Raw genomic sequence first — 19356 nt, forward strand, 5'->3', positions numbered from 1 at the left:
AGCGCTCAGCACGAAAGGGCGGTAGTGTACGCGTTTGGCCTGCCAGGCGTACCGTTACTGCGCGTCAAAGATGCTGAAACGCTGGGTGACATCTGCTAGCAGATGTGACAAACCGGGCGCCTGTGGGTAGAACAAGGGGCGGCTACGACGGCGACGCATGACCCGGAACGGGACTCGGAACGGGAATCTTTACCGCCGACCGGACGTTGACCGGATGACGACGACAGCGACACCTGTCCTGTGGGCGACAAGCCCGGGAGGCACGATTCATGAGTGAGCGAGCTCTTCGCGGTACGCGCCTCGTGGTGACCAGCTACGAGACGGACCGCGGCATCGACCTGGCTCCGCGCCAGGCCGTGGAGTACGCATGTGAGAAGGGGCATCGCTTTGAGATGCCCTTCTCGGTCGAGGCGGAGATCCCGCCGGAGTGGGAGTGCAAGGTCTGTGGGGCCCAGGCACTCCTGGTGGACGGCGACGGCCCTGAGGAGAAGAAGGCCAAGCCCGCGCGTACCCATTGGGACATGCTGATGGAGCGGCGCACCCGTGAGGAGCTCGAAGAGGTCCTCGAGGAGCGCCTGGCGGTTCTGCGCTCAGGGGCGATGAACATCGCGGTTCACCCCAGGGACAGCCGCAAGTCCGCGTAGTCCCTGCGGGGGCTGGGCCGGAGATACAGCGCACGTAACAACCGCGGGCGCCGTACGTGGATCTCACGTACGGCGCCCGCGGTTTTGTGTCCGGGTGCGGATGCGGGGTGAATGGCCGGACCTGGGGGCTGCGCCCTCTGACCCCTATTCGGTCCGAATGCCTCGTCCTCGAACGCCGGACGGGCGGATGCCGTCCCCTACCGGGTCAACGGCGGCCACTGCTCCCCGGGCTCCGGCCTGTTCTCCCTGATCACCTCGCCCTGGACCACCTTGCCGTCGGGGCGGTGGATACGGACCTGCTGGAAGGCGTCGCCGAGGGTGCCCGGGGCGGACGTGCGCAGGCTCTTGTCCAGGGCGCTCTCCGCGTAGCGGCTCGCCGCCTTCTGGATCGGAGGGAGCAGCAGGAGGAGGCCCGCCACGTCGGAGATCAGGCCCGGGATGATCAGCAGCAGGCCGCCGAGCATCATCCAGCCGTTGCCGTTGCCGCCGCCCCCGGCCGGGGACCCGCCTCGCTGCAGCGCCTCGTTCAGATTCCGGAAGGCGCGGCGGCCCGCCCGCTTGATGACCACGGAGCCCGCGACGAAGCCCGCCACCAGGAGCAGGAACACGGTCAGGCCGCCCGCCACGCCCGCGACCTGGGTCAGCAGCCAGATCTCCAGCACCAGCCACGCGGCGACGCCCAGCGGCAGATACCTGCGCAGCCGGGAGCGCCGGGGCCGGGCGGTGGGCGAAGAGGTGGGTGCGCCAGTCGTCATGCACCCAGTGTGCCTGGACGCGGCTCAGTGCGGGATAAGGGCTTGATCAGCCGCGGCTGTACGGCCGGGGCTAGGCCCGCCTGCCCTTGCCCTTGACCTTGGCGACGCGGTCCCCGACGCCCCAGGCGGTGACCCGCCACAGCGCCTCGACGAGGATGTCCTTGCTCATCTTGGAGTCGCCGAGTTCACGCTCGACGAAGGTGATGGGGACCTCGATCACGTGGTAGCCGGCCTTGACCGCGCGGCGGGCCAGGTCGACCTGGAAGCAGTAGCCCTGCGAGGCGACCGCTTCGAGGCCGAGGCCCTCCAGGGTCTCGCGGCGGAAGGCCCGGTATCCGCCGGTGATGTCGCGCAGCGGCAGGTCCAGGGCGAGGCGGGAGTACAGACTGCCGCCTCGGGAGATGAACTCGCGGGACTTCGGCCAGTTGACCACCCGGCCGCCGGGCACCCAGCGGGAGCCGAGCACCAGGTCGGCGCCCTTGAGGGCGGTCAGCAGACGGGGCAGCTCCTCGGGCTGGTGGGAGCCGTCGGCGTCCATCTCGACCAGCACGCCGTAGCCGCGCTCCAGGCCCCAGCGGAAGCCCGCGAGATAGGCGGCCCCCAGGCCCTCCTTGCCCTTGCGGTGCATCACCTGGACGTGATCGTCCTCGGCGGCCAGCTCGTCGGCGAGCTTGCCCGTGCCGTCCGGGCTGTTGTCGTCCGCCACCAGTACGTGCGCCTCGGGGACGGCACTGCGCACCCGGCCGACGATGGTCTTGATGTTCTCCGCCTCGTTGTAGGTCGGAATGATCACCAAGGCCATGCCCAGCGGGCCGAACTGCCTCCCCTGGGCCTTGGCCGCGAGGGTCCCGTCGCCGTCGTTCACTGCTACCCCTTCGTGTCGTACGCAGGCGTCCCACCTTAGTGGCCGCGGCCTGCGATGACGTGCCTACGCGTTCATACGGTGGTGTCTATTCCACAAGAGTGGGGTAAGAGTGTGCTTTTCGACGCCTTCCTCCGCGGCGGATGGGGGCCCGGCACCCTTCGGGCCGACCTGGGACCCGCTGGCTGCGGATCCCGAGAGCCGTTGTCTACTGAGCGCCCGGGCCCCACCCGGGTCACACCTAGCCGACCGGCCTGAACGTTCCCTCGCCGGCGCGGGCGCTGAGCCTGGCTCCCAGCGACGGTGCCCCGGTGCGGCACACCGTCCCTGACCCAGCGGCGCTGCGACGAGTTGCGTGAACAGTCCCCGGTCGGGCGTCCGGTGGTGGACTCGGCCGAACCTACCGGCCCCCGGCCGTCGACTGTCAACAGCTCCCTGACCTGCACGAACGCCCCACCGTGGGCGATGCGCCCAGAGGATGCGCAGGTCGGGTGGCGCGGCGGTCGAAGGCGATCACCGCCGCGCCACCCCGGGAGATCACTCGCCCGGGCGTACGAACACCGTCCGTCCGCCCACCACGGTGCGCAGGCAGACGGGCAGGTCGCGGCCGGGGGTCAGGTCGGGCAGGCCGGGGGTGCCGGAGCGCGGGTCGGTCGACCAGCGGGCGACGCGGTCGTCGGGGGCCTGGACGATCAGCTCGTCGGTTCGCCAGACGGCGTAGTCGGCGGGCGCGCCGGGCACCAGGACGCCCGCGTCGTCACGGCCGATGGCCCGCCAGCCGCCCCGCGTGTGCGCGGTGAACGCGGCCCGCACGGAGACCCGGTGCTCGGGGGTGCGGTGGAAGGCGGCGGCGCGGACCGTGCCCCAGGGGTCGAGCGGGGTGACCGGGCTGTCGGAGCCGAAGGCGAGGGGCACCCCGGCCCGCAGCAGGGCGGCGAAGGGGTTGAGGGTGCGGGCCCGTTCGGCGCCCAGACGCCGGGCGTACATGCCGTCCTCGCCGCCCCACAGGGCGTCGAAGGCGGGCTGGACCGAGGCGATCAGGCCCAGCTCGGCGAAGGCGGCGACGGTCTCGGGGGTGAGCATCTCGGCGTGCTCGACGCGGTGCCGGGCGGCCCGGACGCGGGCGAGGCCCACCTTGTCGGCGGCGGCCCGTACGCCCTCCACGACCGCGGCCACGGCGGCGTCGCCGATGGCGTGGAAGCCCGCCTGGAAGCCCGCCTCGGTGCAGGCGACGACGTGGCCGGCGACGGCGTCGGCGTCGAGGTAGGCGGTGCCGGTGTGGCCGGCGTCGGCGTACGGCTGGTGCAGGCAGGCGGTGTGCGAGCCCAGGGCGCCGTCCAGGAAGAGGTCGCCGGCCGCCCCGCGCGCGCCCAGTTCGCGGGCCTTGTCGACATTCTGCTCGGCCCAGTAGCCGATCACGCGCGGCCCCGGCGCCTCGGCGGCCAGCTTCAGCAGCTCCGTGAAGTCGTCCTCGGAGGAGATCTTCGGCCCGCCGCACTCATGCACGGAGCCGATGCCGAGTGAGGCGGCGTGGGCGAGCGCGGTGCGCTGGGCCTCGGCACGCTGGGCGGGGGTGACGGCGGCGAGGGCGGCCTCGCGCACGGCGTGGTGGTCGTCGGCGGTCAGCGGGCCGTCCACCGGGCCGAGACCGGGCAGCAGGTCCAGCAGGGCCGTGGTGACGACCGCCGAGTGGACGTCGATGCGGGAGAGGTACAGCGGGCGGCCGCCGGTGGCCGCGTCAAGCTCCGCGCGTGTCGGCGGACGGCCGCCGGGCCAGCGGGCGGCGTCCCAGCCGTGGCCGAGCAGGACACGGTCGTCCGGGCGAGCGGCGGCGAAGTCGCGCACGAGGGCGAGGGCCGCCTCCAGGGACGGGGCGTCGGACAGGTCGAGGCCGGTCAGCGCGAGGCCCGTGGCGGTGGTGTGCACATGGGCGTCGGTGAAGGCCGGGGTGACCAGGGCGCCGTCCAGGTCGACGATCTCGTCCACACCGTCGGCGAAGGCATCGGCGGCGCCCTCGGAACCGACCCAGGCGACCTGGCCGCGCTCCACCACCATCGCGGTCGCGAAGGGGTCGGCGGGGCTGTGGACCTCTCCGCGGCGCAGGAGGACGGTCTCGGGCTCGGCGGACTGCTCACTCATGCCCGACAGTCTCTCGCGTTCGCACGGAACGCCGGGCATCGGGGCGTCCGGTTCAGATCTTCGGGGGACGGGCCTCGTACGGGGTCGACAGCACGACGGTGGTCCGGGTGGAGACCCCGGCCAGGGAGCGCAGCCGGGCGAGCAGCTCCTCCAGTTCGTGCGGGGTGGCCACGCGCACCTTGAGGATGTAGTTCTCGTCTCCGGCGACACTGTGGCAGGCCTCGATCTCGGGGACGCCGGCCAGGCGGTCCGCGATGTCGTCGGGTGCGCTCGGGTCGAAGGGCTTCACCGAGATGAACGCGGTGAGCGGCAGCCCGACGGCCTCGGGGTCGACGACCGCGGCGTACCCGCGGATGACGCCACGCTGTTCGAGCCGGCGCACCCGCTGGTGCACGGCCGACGTGGACAGGCCCGTGGCCTTGCCCAGGTCTGTGTAGCTCATCCGCCCGTCCTTGACGAGCAGCTGCACGATTTGACGGTCCAGCTCCTCCATGGCGCCAAAACCTACAGTGCGCTTGATCTCCTCGGATAGCTCAGCAACCCAGGTCACACCCGCTTCCGCACAAAAACCACCGCACCGGGCACCTGCATACGGCATGTGACGAACGCCACAGCGCCCGGACGGGCTCCGTGATGTTCTCGTGATTACCGCCGAGAGCGGACGGGAAGTGCTTGCTGTGGTCGAGGCCGCAGTGCCGTCACGGCCCAGCCTTAGGGGGAGAATCCCATGCAGAGTCTCAAGCGCCCTGGTCGTTCCGCGTCCAAGCGCCAGCAGCAGGTCGTCGAGCCCGAGCCGGAGGGCGTCGAACCCGACGCCTACGAGGTCGAGGAACTCGACGCCTACGACACCTTCGAGATGTACCGGGTGATCTGCCCGGACTGCGCTCAGCCGATCGCCCTGCTGGCGGACGAGGAGATCCTGCCGGAGCACGCGCTGTGCGCCTCGCCGTGGAACCCGTTCGGGCTCACGGTCTGCGCGGGCACGGGCCGCATCGCGGCCGAGGCCCGCCCCGCGGACGAGTCCTTCACCCCGCAGGAGCAGGACACCGCCCTGCTGCTGACGCTCCCCCAGGGTCTGGACTGGCGGACGCAGCCCTTCTCGCACGTCGGCGGCCCGGGCTCGCGCCCGATGCGCGTACCGGCGAGCCGCCAGGCCGCCTGAGGTCCCCGCGGACCGGCCGGCCTCATTCCCAGTAGCTGCCCTGCACCATGGCGCGCAGACTGTCGTGGTGCAGGATCAGTGCGTCCGGGTCCGCCGGAAGGGCGACCTCACCGAAGTACGCCTGGCGGTAGGCGATGCGGAGCATGACGATCGCGTGCCGCAGGGCGGCGTAGAGGGTGTAGAAGTCCATGTCCCGCGGGGTGTGCCCGGTCAGGCGTGCGTAGCGGGCCTCGACGCGGTCCCGGCGCAGGAAGTCCGGCAGTCCGCGCTGTCCGGAGGCGACCGTGAGGTCGTGGAAGAAGCGGTGCAGGTAGACGGTCCAGCCGAGGTCCACCTCGCGCGGGGCCGGGGCGGCCATCTCCCAGTCGAGGACGGCGACGGGGTCGAAGCCGTCGTAGACGACGTTCCCGATGCGCGCGTCGCCCCAGTTCAGGACGGGTGCGCCGGGCTCGTGCGGCCACAACTGCTCCAGGCGGTCGAAGGCGGCCTCGATCAGCGGTGAGCGGGCGAGTCCGTCGACCACCCAGGAGTAGTAGGCCCGTTGGGCCGTCACATGCCGGCGCAGCGCGTCGCCCTTTCCGGGCAGGGTCAGGAACTCGGCCTCCTTCAGAGGGACTTGGTCGTGCAGCCGGGCGAGCAGACCGACCGTGGCGGCTTCCAGGTGCGCGCGTTCCGCGTCGCTCGCCATCTGCAGCCAGCTGCCCTCGTAGGTGTACGGCATGACGTCGGGAGGCACACGTCCGGCGACCCTCTCCATGACGAAGAACGGTGCCCCGAGCGGTTCCGGGTCCTCCTCCAGCCACAGCACCCGGGGCACCGGGAGGTCGGTGCGGTCGGCCACGAGCCGGAGGGTGCGGTACTGGCGGGCCATGTCGTACTCGGGGAAGACGGTGTACGCCGCCGGGTCCGCCGCGAGCCGCAACGCACAGGAAAGCACCGGCGGTTCGGGATGCTCGATGTCGAACAGCAGGGTCTCGCTGGACATGCCGTTGGAGGCCGGGACGGTGACGCCGACGGCCTCGGCGCCGGGCAGCCGGGTGCCGAGCCAGGCGGTGACACGGCGGGCGAGTTCCCGGGGGTCGCGCGTGCTGGTTCGGGGACGCGGTGCCGTGGCCATCTCGTCCTCCTCAGGGGGCGACCGAGTCGAAGCCGGTGAAGCCGCTCGGGTCGTGCCGGCCGAACGAGCCGTGCTCGAAGATGCCGTAGCCGGTCCGCCCGTCGAACCGGAAGCGGGCGGCGTGGTCGGTGACTCCGTAGGCGGCGCGGGGGTCCGGCGCGGTCAGGTCGTAGGTGCGGCGGTCCACCCAGCCCCGGCCCTGCCATGTTCCGTGCTGCCAGTCGTCGGCCGGCGGATAGCCGGCGCCGACGGCGAGCGGCGAGGAGGTCAGGATCTCCGCCTCCAGTTCCATGGGCTTGCGTACGTCACCCAGGTGGATGACGGCGCGCTCCGGACGACGGGTGCCGGAGCGGTACGTGATCTCGGCCTGCGGCCAGCCCAGTTGGCGGTCGCGGCGGCCGGGGCGGACCAGCGTGGCGTCGTTCAGGGAGCGGTGGCCGTCGGCGTCCTCCTGAGTGATGATCATCAGGAAGCGGTCCTCGAAGCGGACCGGGCACCAGATCCAGTGGAAGCCCTCGGTCGGATGTTCCGCCGCGAGCCGGCCGCCGTCCTCGCCCGGCACCGGCCGCACACCCCAGCTGCGGTCCCGGGTGCCGGTCCAGTCCTGCGAGGAGACGTCGAAGCACGCGCCGCCCGCCCGGATCACCCCCCGCACCGTGCCCGCCTGGACGAACCGGCGCCCCTCCAGGGTGAGCCGCTCGCCCCGGTGCTGAAGGTGGTGGGGCTCCCAGAGCGCCGGGAAGGCGGCGGTCCAGGTGAGGTCGTACGACAGCTCGTCCTCGCAGATCAGACGCAGCCGCCGCAGCGGCTCTTCGACCTCGATGCGCAGCGGGCCGACCTCAAGACGCATCCGGTCCTCGCCCAGGGCGTCACAGGCGCGGACGGCGTGCAGGGTGTCCCCGGTGCGCAGGGTCGCGTAGGCGTCGATCACGCCCAGGTTGGGGTAGACCCCGAGGCCGAGGATGAGCAGGGCGTGGCCGGCGTGGTCGAAGACGTGGAAGATGCAGCGGTCGTAGGCGTTCCGGTCCCCGGTCGCCACGTGCTTCATGGACAGCGGCACCTGGTGGACGGGGTACTCGTCGAGCGGTACGGGACGGTCATCGGCCACGGGCACCCCCCTGGAAGACGGTGCGCTGACGGTACGTCAGATGACCACAGGAGGCCAGGGCGGTAACCGGACGTCCGTGAACTCACGCTCGATTCCGAGGAGCGGTGACCCGCCCGGGACCTTCCGCGTTGTCCGGGTATGACCCCCACGTACTGGGCCACCGGGCGTCAGCACCGTATTTTCGTGCCCCGCCCCGCAGTATCGGTTCCGCCCTCCCCTGCGCAGGACCCGCCCATCTACCGCGACTTGATGCGCGCCTGGGCGGACCGGGGCCGCACGCTGCCGGGCCGCCACGACCCGGAGTGGATCAGGCTGGCGGCCCCGACAGTCCTCAGGGGGCAGTTCAGCGAGCCTCCGGTCCTGCCACGTGACGGGCGATGACCATCCGCTGGATCTGGTTGGTGCCCTCGACGATCTGCAGGACCTTGGCCTCGCGCATATAGCGCTCGGCCGGGAAGTCGGCGGTGTAGCCGTAGCCGCCGAGTATCTGCACGGCGTCCGTGGTGACCTTCATGGCCGCGTCGGTGCAGTGCAGCTTGGCCATGGCGGCCTGCTTGGCGAACGGCTTGCCCGCATCCCGCAGCCGCGCCGCGGCGAGGTAGAGCGCGCGGCCCGCCTCGATCTGGGTCGCCATGTCGGCGATCATGAAGCGCAGGCCCTGGAAGTCACCGATGGGCCGGCCGAACTGCCGGCGCTGGGTGGCATAGCCGACCGCCTCGTCCAGCGCCGCCTGAGCCAGGCCGACGGCGCAGGCCGCGATGCCGAGCCGCCCGGAGTCGAGGGACGACAGCGCGATGGAGAAGCCCTGCCCCTCCTCGCCGATGCGGCGGCTGTCGGGGACGCGCACGCCGTCGAAGTGGACCTGGGCGGTCGGGCTGCCCTTCATGCCCATCTTCTTCTCGGGCGCCGCACCGCTGAGCCCCTCGGCGTCGCCCGGCACCAGGAAGGCCGTGATCCCGCGCGGGCCGTCCTCGCCGGTGCGGGCCATCACGGTGTAGAAGTCGGCGATCCCGCCGTGCGTGATCCAGGCCTTGGTGCCGGTGATCACCCAGCCGTCGCCGTCCCGGACGGCCTTGGTGCGCAGGGAGGCAGCGTCCGAGCCGGAGGACGGTTCGGACAGACAGTAGGCGCCGAGCAGGCCGCCGCCGAGCATGACGGGCAGGTGCTCGACCTGCTGCTGCTTGGTGCCGTGGGCGGCCAGGGCGTACGAGGCGAGCGTGTGCACGCTGACGCCGAGACCGACGGTGAGTCGGGCCGCGGCCAGCTCCTCCAGCACCTGGAGGTAGACCTCGTAGGGCTGGTCGCCGCCGCCGTACTCGGAGTCGTACGGCAGACCGAGCAGCCCCGATTCGGACAGCAGGGTGAAGGTCTCCCGTGGGAAGCGTCCGGCGTCCTCCTCCTCGGCCGCCCTCGGCGCGATCTCGCGCTGTGCGATGTCACGGACGAGCGCGAGCAGATCTCTCGCTTCTTCCGTGGGCAGCTGACGCTCCACCGGCTGCGGGTCGCGGTCGGACATGGCGTCGGTCTCCTCCCTGTTTCGGGCACCGGCGGTCTGGCCCGTTGGGTGGGGGCGGCTCCGCCTCGTCGTTCACGTTCGCCGAAGGCGCCTGCTCCCGGGTCTCGGAAGCTGCTGACCAGCGGCTCTGCGCTGTGAGTATGCCCGATCAGCGACCTCCAGTCACCAGTTAACGACCGCTTACTTCAAGAATCCAGCCGGAACTTCCCATGACCCCGAAATTGGTCCGAACCATTGACGGAGTGGTCTAGTCCTCCTACTGTGCATGGCCAACGCTTTACCGCGTTCATGCCAATCGGCGCGCGTTCCCCTCTCCCCCACGAGGAGACACCCGATGCACACTCCCCACCGCCCCCGCGCCCGGTTCCGGGCGCTCGCCGCCGCCGCGTGTTCCACCGTCCTCGGTGCCGGACTGCTGGCCGGCGCGGGCACCGCCACCGCGGCCTCCCCCGCGGCTCCGCAGATGAGGGCCGGTTCCAAGGTCGTCGGCTACTTCACCGAATGGGGCACCTACGACCGCAAGTACTACGTCAAGAACATCGAGACCTCGGGCTCCGCGGCCAGGCTGACCCACATCAACTACGCCTTCGGCAACGTCACCGGCGGCAAGTGCGCCATGGGCGACTCCTACGCGGCCACCGACCGCGCCTACACCGCCGCCGAGTCCGTCGACGGCGCGGCCGACACCTGGGACCAGCCGCTGCGCGGCAACTTCAACCAGTTGCTGAAGCTGAAGAAGAAGCACCCGGGCCTGAAGATCCTGTGGTCCTTCGGTGGCTGGACCTGGTCCAGCGGCTTCGGCGAGGCCGCGAAGAACCCGGCCGCCTTCGCCCAGTCCTGCTACGACCTGGTGAAGAACTCCAAGTGGGCGGGCGTCTTCGACGGCATCGACATCGACTGGGAGTACCCGAACGCCTGCGGCAACACCTGTGACACCAGCGGCCGGGACGCCTTCAAGAACGTCATGGCGGCGCTGCGGTCGAAGTTCGGCTCCGGAAACCTGGTCACCGCGGCGATCACCGCCGACGCGAGCGGCGGCGGCAAGATCGACGCGGCGAACTACGCGAGCGCGGCCCAGTACGTCGACTGGTTCAACCCGATGACGTACGACTACTTCGGCGCCTGGGACGCGTCCGGTCCGACCGCTCCGCACTCCCCGCTGAACTCCTATTCGGGCATCCCGAAGGCGGACTTCAACACCTCCGCGACCGTCGCCAAGCTCAAAGGCCTCGGCATCCCGGCCGCCAAGCTGCTGCTCGGCATCGGCTTCTACGGGCGCGGCTGGACCGGCGTCACACAGGCGGCACCGGGCGGCACCGCGACCGGCCCGGCGGCGGGGACCTACGAGCAGGGCATCGACGACTACAAGGTGCTCAGGACCAAGTGCCCGGCGACCGGCACGGTGGGCGGCACCGCGTACGCCAAGTGCGGTAACGACTGGTGGAGTTACGACACCCCGGCGACCGTCGCCACGAAGATGACGTACAAGAACCAGCAGGGCCTCGGCGGCACCTTCTTCTGGGAGCTGAGCGGCGACACGGCGAACGGCGAGCTGATCAGGGCGATCGACTGACCCTGTGGCGAGGGACCCGGGAGCGGAGGACCACGAGCCTCCGCTCCCGGCCGTCAGGAGTCGCGGCGGGCCGGCGGCGGCGCCGGATAGGACGGTTCCAGCTCCTCGACGGCGCGCAGGGCTCCGCCGAGGGTCTTCACGAGCAGGTCGCGCATGGTGTCGTGGGAGAGTCCGGGGCGGTCGATCCAGTCGAGGGTGGCACCCTCGACGCTGCACACCCAGGAGAGCAGGCCCATGCGGGCCAGCGGAGCTATGTCGCTGCGGCCGTAGGCCCCTTCGGCGATGGTGTCGATGATCGCCTCGCGCACCCCGTCCCGGATGGCGTGCACCTCGGCGTCGAAGCCGACTCCGCCGCTGACGATGGTGCGGTAGGCGGCCTGGTGGTGCTCGGCGAAACGCAGATAGCTGTCGATGGTGCGGTGGACGCGGTCCACGGCGGGCAGTTCGAGGCCGCTCGCGGCGAAGGTGACCAGGTCGGCGACGGAGTCCTGGATGATCGCCAGATAGTAGCCGCGCTTGGACTGGAAGTAGTAGTAGATCAGCCCCTTGGCGACATGCGCCTGACGGGCGATGTCGTCCATGGACAGCGCGTCGTAGGAGGTGTCGGCGAACAGCTTCCGCCCGATGGCGATGAGTTCGGCGCGACGCGCCACAGAGCGCTCGGTGCCGCGCACCTGGGGACGGACGGCGGCACGCTGTTGACGCATATTCAATTTCGACCCTGGTCTAGGAGGTCGGCGGGACCTCCGCAGTATGTCAGAACAACTGGGACCGGTCGGGTGAAGCGGCGGCGCACAGCCGCGCGGGCGTTCGGGTCAGAGCAGACCCAGCTGGGTCACGAGCATCGCGATCACCGCGACGAGGACCCAGCCGAGGACGTGCTCCAGGATCTTCGGGCCGTCTTCCTGGGGGCCGCCGGTGCGGACGCGGGTGGCGGTGGCCGGGTGTGCGGTCATGATTTCTCGCAGAGGTCGGACGTACGGAGTGGAATCCCCCCACCCATTTGTCCACCTTGCCACCCGCGACGGCGTTTGCGGCGGAGACGTTGCTCACACAGATCGGATCAGCGCACTCCCACCGCCGCGAGCGCCTTGCGCTGGCGCGGGTTCGGGTGGGCCGGGAAGTAGAGGTAGCAGACCCCTCCGGTGCCGGAGGCGACCTTCCCGGAGGCGTTGTACCGCTTGGTGCGCAGCCAGATGTTCTCGAACTCCCGGCGCAGATACACGCGCCGCACCGCCGCGTCGTCCGCCGAGGCCGGGTCGTTGGCGATCACATCGCCGTCCGCCGTGAAGCCGATCACGGTCATCAGGTGCCCCGAGGTGCCGTACCCGGCGCCGGTCAGCTCGGTCTTGAGGAAGGACTGGGACGTTATGGCCGGGATGCCGGCCGCGATCAGCGTCTCCAGGTCGGTGAGCGAGGCCAGCCTCGTGACCACGCCCTGCAGGCCCTTGAAGGTGGCCGCGTAGGCGGCGTTGAACGGCCAGTTGCCGCAGCCCTCGTACTGGGAGTCGTAGGTGAAGCGGGCGGCGTTGTCGACCTGCGGGTCGGCGTAGGACGGGTCGACCCAGGACAGCTGCCCGGGGGTGAGCCGGCCACCCCAGTACTCGATGATCATCTGCGAGGAGGTGGGGCTGCACCAGGCCTCGCCGCCGTTGTCGTACTCCGGGTACTGGCCCTTGTGGATCTCCTGCGAGTAGCGCGGGACGCTCAGCTCCTGGGCGAGGCCGGGGGTGGAGGCGGGGACGGTGAAGCGGTCGGGGATGTCGGAGCCCATGGCGCCGAGCCGCCACACGGTAGGGGTGAGGCTGGTGCCGGGCCTGCGGTAGAGGGTGAGGCGCAGCCGGTACGAGGAAAGCCGCAGGCCGGTGCTCGCGTCGTCGATGGCGAAGGTGTCGGTCCAGACGGTGCTCCTGCCGTCCTTCTGGCCGTCCACCGAGGTCCGCTTGATGTCCTGGTCCCCGGCCGCCCAGCGGCCCATGACGTACCAGGGGGTGGCGGTGCCGTCGGAGTAGGTTCCCTGCAGCTCGACCTGGAGCCAGGTGCCGGCCGGGGTGTCGGCGTTCCAGGAGGCGACGACCTCGGTCGCGGGCACGCCGAGCCGGTGGACCGGGCCGGTCCAGATGGCGTATTCCCAGGTGGCGGTGGTGCCGGTGTGCGGGTCGGTGTAGTCGGTGCGGCCCGCGGCGGCGCCGATCACGACGCCGGGGCGGTGGCCGGGGACCGCGCGGGCACCTTGGGCGGTGCCGCCGCGCCAGTCGCGGTACGTCGTCCAGGCGTGGTAGTCGACGGGGCGGGCGGCGGCCCGGCCGGGGTCGTCGGCGTCGGCGGCGGGCGCCGGTGTGGCGGCGGCCGCGGGTACGGCTCCTGAGGCGACCGCCGCCACCACGGCGGCGGTGAGGACCGTTCTGCGGGACGGCTGCTGGGCTCTGCTCATGGGCGCGGTTACCCCCAGGTGTCCGGTTCGGTGCGGATCCGGTGCTCGGTTGTGCGCCAACTATGGAACAGGCGGCATGGCCCTGCCAGCACTTCGGCGCATGCCGCGACACGAATATTGGTCCGAACCTCTGAAAGCGGCGCGGGCGGATACGCGAAGGCCCCGGTGCGGGGCACTGAGTCCCGCGCCGGGGCCGTGGCGGCGGGCGCGGTCAGATGAGGTCCATCGCGGCGACCTCGTCGGGACCGCCGTAGCTGACCGGGCCCTGGAAGCGGCGGCGGGCCGTGGCGAACCACCAGACCGTGGCCACGAGCAGGACGACGGCCAGCGCGATCGGCGCGTAGTTGAAGGAGTCGACGGTGATCGGCGAGGCCTGCGGCAGCATGAACAGGACGCTGCTGAGCAGGATCCAGATCACCGCGACCCAGCCGATCGGCCTGCCCCAGCGGCCCAGGTGCCAGGGCCCGGCCTGGAACTCGCCGCCGAGCCGCAGGCGCAGGAAGATCGGCACGGCGTAGGCGAGGAAGAGCCCGACCACGTTGACGCTGACGATGGCGGTGAACGCCGTCTTCGACCACCAGCCCGGCAGCACCAGGGCGAGCGAGCAGGCCACCGCCAGCCAGACCGCCTTGACCGGGGTGCGGGTGCGCAGCGAGACCGAGTGCCACCAGCGGGAGCCGGGCATGGCGCCGTCCCGGGAGAAGGCGAAGATCTGCCGGGTGTTGCTGGTGAGGTTGGCGAGACCGCAGAAGAGCATCGCGCCGATGACGATGAGCAGCATCACCTTGGCGGTGCCGAGGCCGAGGCCGTCGATGAGAATCTGGACGGGCGGCCCGAAGGGGGAGCCGACCACCTTGTGGTAGTCGCTAATGCTGTAGACCAATGCAAGCATCAGGATCAGGCCGGTGATCGCCGAATAGCCGACGGCACGCGTGATCCCCCGCGGGGCGTTGACCGTCGCGCGGACCGTTTCCTCGGACATGTGGAAGCTGCCGTCGAACCCGGTGAAGGTCCAGCTGGTGACCAGCAGGCCCAGCATGCCGCCGTAAAGCCCGCTCGTGAAGCCGGTGTTGTTCTCGAAATGCGTCACGAAGGACGCCGACTGATGATGATCGGGCATCACGATGAGTGTGCTCACGATCACCACGAGTCCGATCAGCAGCCACCACACGGAAATTCGGTTCAGTACGGCGACCAGTTGGACGGTGTAGGTGTTGGCAAGGCCCTGCAACACGATGATCAGAGCCGTGATCAGGACCGTCTGGTGCGGGGTGGGCCGGTACGAGGCCCACTGCAGTTGGATGAACGCCTGGATGAAGGTCGCGGCCGCGTAGCCGGTGGCCGCGGTGCCGCCGATCTGTCCCACGAAGTTCAGCCAGCCGGTGAACCACGACCAGGCACCCTTGTGCCGCTTGGCGAGTTTTCCTGCGGAGAAATACAGCGCACCGCTCGTCGGATAGGCGGAGGCGACTTCCGCCATGGCCGCGGCGATGAACAGCACCATGATGGAAACACCGATCCAGCCGAACACGAGAATGCGGGGTCCGCCCGCGTTCATGCCGAATCCGAAGGACGAGAAAATACCCGAAAGGATATTGATGATGGTGAAGGAGATCGCGAAATTGTCGAACGCCTGGAAGCGCCGGGTGAGTTTCCGCGGATAACCCATCGCATGCAGGGTCGCGTCATCGTCGAGCGCGGCCGGGTCTTCTCCCCCGCGGGCCTTCGCCCGTGGAGCCGATATCCGTTCCGACACAGATCGACCTTTCTCTTGGTGGGGGGCAGAGCAGGTTCGGGGGGTCAGGCGGCTCCCGGCACGGGCAGGCCGCAGGCCCGACGGGCGCGGGAGAGCTGCTCGGCGGGGTCGCCGAAGGCGCTCCAGGGCATGCGCGAGGCGTAGGGGCCCATCGCCGCGAAGACCGCCCGGGCCTCGAACTCGCGCTGGCCCATGACCAGCGCGTGCGCGAGGTAGGCCAGGTCGAGCACCGGAGTGAAGCGGTAACCGGCCACCGCGGGCAGCCAGTTCTGGTAGATCGCCAGGGCGGTGGAGCGCCACTGGGGCTGTTCCCAGACGCGGTCGGCGAGCAGCTGGGTGGGGTTGTAGCTCTCCACCAGGGCCACCAGCGGCAGCAGCCTGAGGGTGGAGTCGGCGGGCGCCCGCTGGCTGAGGAAGGCGGCCACGTCCCAGGCGGCGTTGACCGAGCCGCCGTGGCGCGTGAAGAAACACGACAGGAAGCGGTGGTGCCCTTCGCGGTGCCAGGGGTCCAGGGACAGGACGTGCGCGAACAGCCGCCAGGGGCCGGGGGGTGCGGTGAGGAGCCCCTGCGGGGCAGGGTCGCGCAGCCGGTGCAGCCGGGCCATGGAGAGCTTCGCGACCCAGGGGGTGGGGTCGTCGGGGGCCATGGCGGCGGCCCGGTCGCAGGCGGCCAGCGCGATCCGCTCCAGCGCCTCGGCGCGTTCGTCGCGCGCGTCGGCGGCGCGGACCGCCCGCTGCACCGCCACCCGGGCCCACATCAGCGCGGCCTCCGGCGTCGGCTCCTCGGCCAGCCATCGCTCGACGAGGTCCGTGCCGGCCGCCTCGGAGGCCAGCACCAGCGAGCGGTGGGCACGCAGGGCGAAGTCGGAACGGGTCTCGGCGAGGGCTTCGTACGCGCTCAGATAACGCCCGGCACGCACATCGACGCATACGCTCGCCAGGACACGGTCGTCGGCCGCCGGATGCCATACATAGTGCCCTTCGAATAACTCCGCGGCCATGTTCCCCTGTCCGTCCCCGTTACGACGCATCGCAGTTGCGCAGGAGGCACCTTACTCACCGGTCGGCGCACCGGGAACGCCGAGTTTCACATATCGGTCAACCGATTCGGTCGGTTAATCCGTTTGATTGACCGGCGGTCAGCCAGTGGTTCAAGGAGTGACGTTTCGCGGCCCGCCGGGTCCGTCACTATGGGCCACTACTAGACTGTTTCCGGAAAACACCCCACACCGCACCACACCTCAGGAATCGCCATTCACGATCTCGCCGCCCGGCTGCGCGGGCTCCCCCCCTCCCTGGGGCCGGTCCGGCTCATCGGCGTCGACGGGCACGCCGGCTCCGGGAAGTCCACCTTCGCGCAGCGCCTGGCCGCGGCGCTGGACGGGGCGCCGGTGCTGCACCTCGACGACATCGCCAGCCACGACCGGCTCTTCGACTGGACGCAGCGCCTGCTGACCCAGGTGATCGGACCGCTCTCCCGCGGCGAGACCGCGCACTACACCCCCTACGACTGGCACGCCCGCGCGTTCGGCGCACCGCGCCCGCTGCCGCCCGCTCCCGTGGTCGTGATCGAGGGGGTCGGCGCCGGACGCCGGGCGCTGCGCCCCTATCTGGCGCGGCTGCTGTGGATGGAGTTGCCCCACGAGGAGTCCTGGGCGCGCGGACAACGCCGGGACGGCGCGGAGCTGCGGGAGTTCTGGGCCGGATGGGTCGCGGCGGAGCGCGCGCACTTCACCGCCGACCCTTCGCGCCCCCATGCCGATCTCCTGGTACTCCAGACACCGGAGGGGTACGAGGTGCTCCCGGGACCCGCGAGGAGCATTGGACCGGACCATGAGGTGACCCACCGTGACGGATCGTCCGCCGTGTGGTGAACCTGTGAAGACCCTTGCGGGGGAACTTCTTTGAGTGCCCCGGCGACGCTTGACCCGGGGGCCGTACAGGACTTACGTTCTCAATGTGCGGCCATGGAGAGCCGCCCCGCAAACGCGAAGCCCCCGGTTGTTCCCCCGTGATCGGGGGCTTCGTTCTGCCCGCGGCCGGCTTCCCGGGCGCCCCGCGCACCGATCCGCTCACCCTCAGTCACCGGCCCGAGTGCGCCCCGTCTGCTCCCACCTCGTCAAACGGCCCGTGCGGCACCCTTCGGCGGGCGGTCGTCCCGCGGGTACGATGCCCTCGGTGCGACCTTCGAGCGGCTGCCTCGCGCACCTGCAACTCCGTTCCGCAGCACGGCGGTTCGAACGCGGCGGCTGTCGGGCGACTGCCCGGTGGTGAACCAACGGGGGCACGGTCTGTGGGGGACGTGATGGACTTCGGCACGCAGGGCCCCGAGGCCCCGGCCGACCTCGCCTGGCTGCGAGGTGTGGACGCCTACACGATGGGTGCCTATCCGCAGGCGGAGGAGGAGTTCCGCACCGCGGTACGGATGGATCCGGGGATGGCGGACGCCTGGCTCGGACTGCACGCGCTACGGGTCGACACGACGACCGCGCTGCTGAGGATGTTCCGGCACCGGGACCGCTTCGGGGAGCAGCGCGCCCGGCACCGCCGGACCCTCAACTCCTGGTACTGGCTGGGCTGGTGGGTACAGCCGGTCCTGGAGAGCCCGCGCGATCTGTTGCTCGCCCACGCCTCGCACTGGCTGGACGGCCGGCACGTCCCCGAGCTGGACCGGGCACTGGCCGGACTGCCCCCGGTGGACACCGATCCGCAGGTGCGCTTCCTGCACGCCTGCCGCGCCTATCTGGTCAAGGACTGGGACCAGCTGGTACGGCACACCGATCCGCTGCTGGACGATCCCCTGCTCGGCATCGAGGCAGGCCTGTTCGGCGGCATGGCCCGGGTCCGGCTGGAGACGTACGGCCAGGCCGAGCCGCTTCTCTCGGCGGCCCTGATGCGCTGCCGCAGCGAGCAGCCGCAGCGCAAGGAGCTGCGCTACTGGCTCGCGCGGGCGCACGAGGGCACGGGGCGCAGCGCCGCGGCGCTCCCGCTGTACCGGGCCGTGCACCGGGTGGATCCGGCCTTCATGGACACCTCGGCCCGGCTCGCCGCGATCGCCGAGGGCGACGGGTACGACGACTCGGCCGACCTCGCGTCGATCACCCTGACCGGTGCCGGGCAGGACACGGTGGACGGGCCGGACACGCTCGATCCGCTCTTCGGCACGGAGGGCCGGGATCTGCGGCTGTCGGAGCCCGACCTGCCGACGGGGCCCCTCCCGTCGGTCTCCGATCCGGCCGTACGGGCGAAGAGCGGTGTGCCGTCGTCGCCGTCCTCACCCCTGCCGGCGGGCCCGACCGATCCCGCGTTGCTGGAGGAGGCGCTCGCCGAGCTGGAGCGGATGGTGGGTCTCGAACCGGTCAAGCGCCAGGTCAAGGCGTTGTCCGCGCAGCTGAACATGGCGAGGCTGCGGGCCGGGCAGGGCCTTCCGGTGCAGCCGCCCAAACGGCACTTCGTCTTCTCCGGCCCCTCGGGCACCGGGAAGACCACGGTCGCGCGGATCCTGGGCCGGGTCTTCTACGCGCTGGGGCTGCTCGGCGGCGACCACCTCGTGGAAGCCCAGCGGGCGGATCTCGTCGGCGAGTATCTGGGCCAGACGGCCGTGAAGGCCAACGAGCTGATCGACTCCGCGATCGGCGGGGTGCTGTTCGTGGACGAGGCGTACTCGCTGTCCAACTCCGGGTACGGCAAGGGGGACGCGTACGGCGACGAGGCTCTGCAGGTGCTGCTGAAGCGGGCCGAGGACAACCGGGACCACCTGGTGGTGATCCTGGCCGGCTATCCGGAGGGCATGGACCGGCTGCTCGCCGCGAACCCCGGGCTCTCCTCCCGGTTCACCACGCGGGTGGACTTCCCCTCCTACCGGCCGCTGGAACTCACCGAGATCGGCAAGGTGCTGGCGGCGGAGAACGGGGACCTGTGGGACGGGGAGGCCCTGGAGGAGCTGCGGTCGATCGCCGGGCATGTGGTGGATCAGGGGTGGATCGACGAGCTGGGGAACGGGCGCTTTCTGCGGACGCTGTACGAGAAGAGCTGCGCGTACCGGGATCTGCGGTTGTCGGGGTATCCCGGGGCACTGTCCCGGCAGGACCTGGCGACGTTGAGGCTGCCCGATCTGATGCAGGCGTACGGGGAAGTGCTGTCCGGGCGGGGGCCGCAGGATCCGTCGGCCACGTAGTCCCGTGGGCTGCGGCTGGGCGGGGGTGGGGCCGCTTTCCCGCGTCGGCGCGGCCGCCGCGGCTACGAGCGCCCTGAGGGGGCGCGGGGAACTGCGCGAGCAACCCCCACGCG

Annotated in this window: 17 protein-coding genes; 5 read left to right on the forward strand and 12 right to left on the reverse strand. The window is 71.0% G+C overall.

The window, feature by feature from the left end:
• The first annotated feature begins 269 nt into the window (after positions 1-269).
• On the forward strand, positions 270-644 hold the full coding sequence (locus tag AVL59_RS33550; RefSeq protein ID WP_003977404.1) for an RNA polymerase-binding protein RbpA: 375 nt from the start codon (positions 270-272) through the stop codon (positions 642-644).
• 197 nt (positions 645-841) lie between these two features.
• Here AVL59_RS33550 and fxsA read toward each other — a convergent pair whose 3' ends face one another.
• From fxsA to AVL59_RS33570, 4 genes are all read right to left on the reverse strand, one after another.
• Positions 842-1399, reverse strand: coding sequence for an FxsA family membrane protein (fxsA, locus tag AVL59_RS33555; protein WP_067312245.1), 558 nt, complete (start codon positions 1397-1399; stop codon positions 842-844).
• A gap of 70 nt (positions 1400-1469) precedes the next feature.
• Positions 1470-2264 (reverse strand): polyprenol monophosphomannose synthase, encoded by a 795-nt coding sequence (locus AVL59_RS33560; protein WP_067312248.1) that lies wholly within the window; start codon positions 2262-2264, stop codon positions 1470-1472.
• A gap of 534 nt (positions 2265-2798) precedes the next feature.
• Entirely contained in the window at positions 2799-4400 is a 1602-nt protein-coding gene (locus AVL59_RS33565; RefSeq protein ID WP_067318066.1) for an amidohydrolase, read from the reverse strand.
• Between the two features lie 52 nt (positions 4401-4452).
• Positions 4453-4893, reverse strand: coding sequence for an Lrp/AsnC family transcriptional regulator (locus AVL59_RS33570; protein ID WP_067046457.1), 441 nt, complete (start codon positions 4891-4893; stop codon positions 4453-4455).
• A 234-nt stretch (positions 4894-5127) separates the two neighbouring features.
• Between AVL59_RS33570 and AVL59_RS33575 the strand changes: the two genes are divergently transcribed.
• Positions 5128-5562: a hypothetical protein gene (locus tag AVL59_RS33575; protein ID WP_067312251.1), complete on the forward strand. Its 435-nt coding sequence runs from the start codon at positions 5128-5130 to the stop codon at positions 5560-5562.
• A 22-nt stretch (positions 5563-5584) separates the two neighbouring features.
• On the opposite strand, the gene AVL59_RS33580 is transcribed toward AVL59_RS33575, so the two are convergent.
• The 3 genes from AVL59_RS33580 to AVL59_RS33590 form a co-directional block, all read right to left on the reverse strand.
• On the reverse strand, positions 5585-6679 hold the full coding sequence (locus AVL59_RS33580; RefSeq protein WP_067312254.1) for a phosphotransferase family protein: 1095 nt from the start codon (positions 6677-6679) through the stop codon (positions 5585-5587).
• Between the two features lie 10 nt (positions 6680-6689).
• Positions 6690-7787, reverse strand: a complete 1098-nt coding sequence (locus AVL59_RS33585; protein WP_067312257.1) for an Rv3169 family protein — start codon at positions 7785-7787, stop codon at positions 6690-6692.
• A gap of 343 nt (positions 7788-8130) precedes the next feature.
• On the reverse strand, positions 8131-9303 hold the full coding sequence (locus AVL59_RS33590; protein WP_067312259.1) for an acyl-CoA dehydrogenase family protein: 1173 nt from the start codon (positions 9301-9303) through the stop codon (positions 8131-8133).
• A gap of 334 nt (positions 9304-9637) precedes the next feature.
• Between AVL59_RS33590 and AVL59_RS33595 the strand changes: the two genes are divergently transcribed.
• The gene (locus tag AVL59_RS33595; protein ID WP_067312262.1) at positions 9638-10876 is read left to right on the forward strand and encodes a glycoside hydrolase family 18 protein; all 1239 of its coding nucleotides are present in this window, start codon (positions 9638-9640) and stop codon (positions 10874-10876) included.
• Between the two features lie 53 nt (positions 10877-10929).
• Here the strand turns inward: AVL59_RS33595 and AVL59_RS33600 are convergent, their stop codons facing one another.
• The 5 genes from AVL59_RS33600 to AVL59_RS33615 form a co-directional block, all read right to left on the reverse strand.
• Positions 10930-11583 (reverse strand): TetR/AcrR family transcriptional regulator, encoded by a 654-nt coding sequence (locus AVL59_RS33600; RefSeq protein ID WP_067312264.1) that lies wholly within the window; start codon positions 11581-11583, stop codon positions 10930-10932.
• A gap of 108 nt (positions 11584-11691) precedes the next feature.
• Positions 11692-11832 (reverse strand): SCO1431 family membrane protein, encoded by a 141-nt coding sequence (locus AVL59_RS51820; protein ID WP_107407397.1) that lies wholly within the window; start codon positions 11830-11832, stop codon positions 11692-11694.
• Between the two features lie 107 nt (positions 11833-11939).
• A complete protein-coding gene (locus tag AVL59_RS33605; RefSeq protein WP_067312267.1) occupies positions 11940-13310 on the reverse strand; it encodes a peptidase C39 family protein in 1371 nt (456 codons plus the stop codon).
• A 211-nt stretch (positions 13311-13521) separates the two neighbouring features.
• Positions 13522-15066: an amino acid permease gene (locus AVL59_RS33610; RefSeq protein ID WP_079147142.1), complete on the reverse strand. Its 1545-nt coding sequence runs from the start codon at positions 15064-15066 to the stop codon at positions 13522-13524.
• A 44-nt stretch (positions 15067-15110) separates the two neighbouring features.
• Positions 15111-16067, reverse strand: a complete 957-nt coding sequence (locus AVL59_RS33615) for a hypothetical protein (RefSeq protein WP_067312273.1) — start codon at positions 16065-16067, stop codon at positions 15111-15113.
• Between the two features lie 252 nt (positions 16068-16319).
• On the opposite strand from AVL59_RS33615, the gene AVL59_RS33620 reads away from it, so the two are divergent.
• Positions 16320-16940 (forward strand): uridine kinase family protein, encoded by a 621-nt coding sequence (locus AVL59_RS33620; RefSeq protein WP_079147143.1) that lies wholly within the window; start codon positions 16320-16322, stop codon positions 16938-16940.
• A gap of 431 nt (positions 16941-17371) precedes the next feature.
• A complete protein-coding gene (locus tag AVL59_RS33625) occupies positions 17372-19243 on the forward strand; it encodes an AAA family ATPase (RefSeq protein WP_067312278.1) in 1872 nt (623 codons plus the stop codon).
• The last annotated feature ends 113 nt before the right edge of the window (positions 19244-19356 follow it).

The sequence above is a fragment of the Streptomyces griseochromogenes genome, assembly GCF_001542625.1.
Lineage (GTDB): Bacteria > Actinomycetota > Actinomycetes > Streptomycetales > Streptomycetaceae > Streptomyces > Streptomyces griseochromogenes.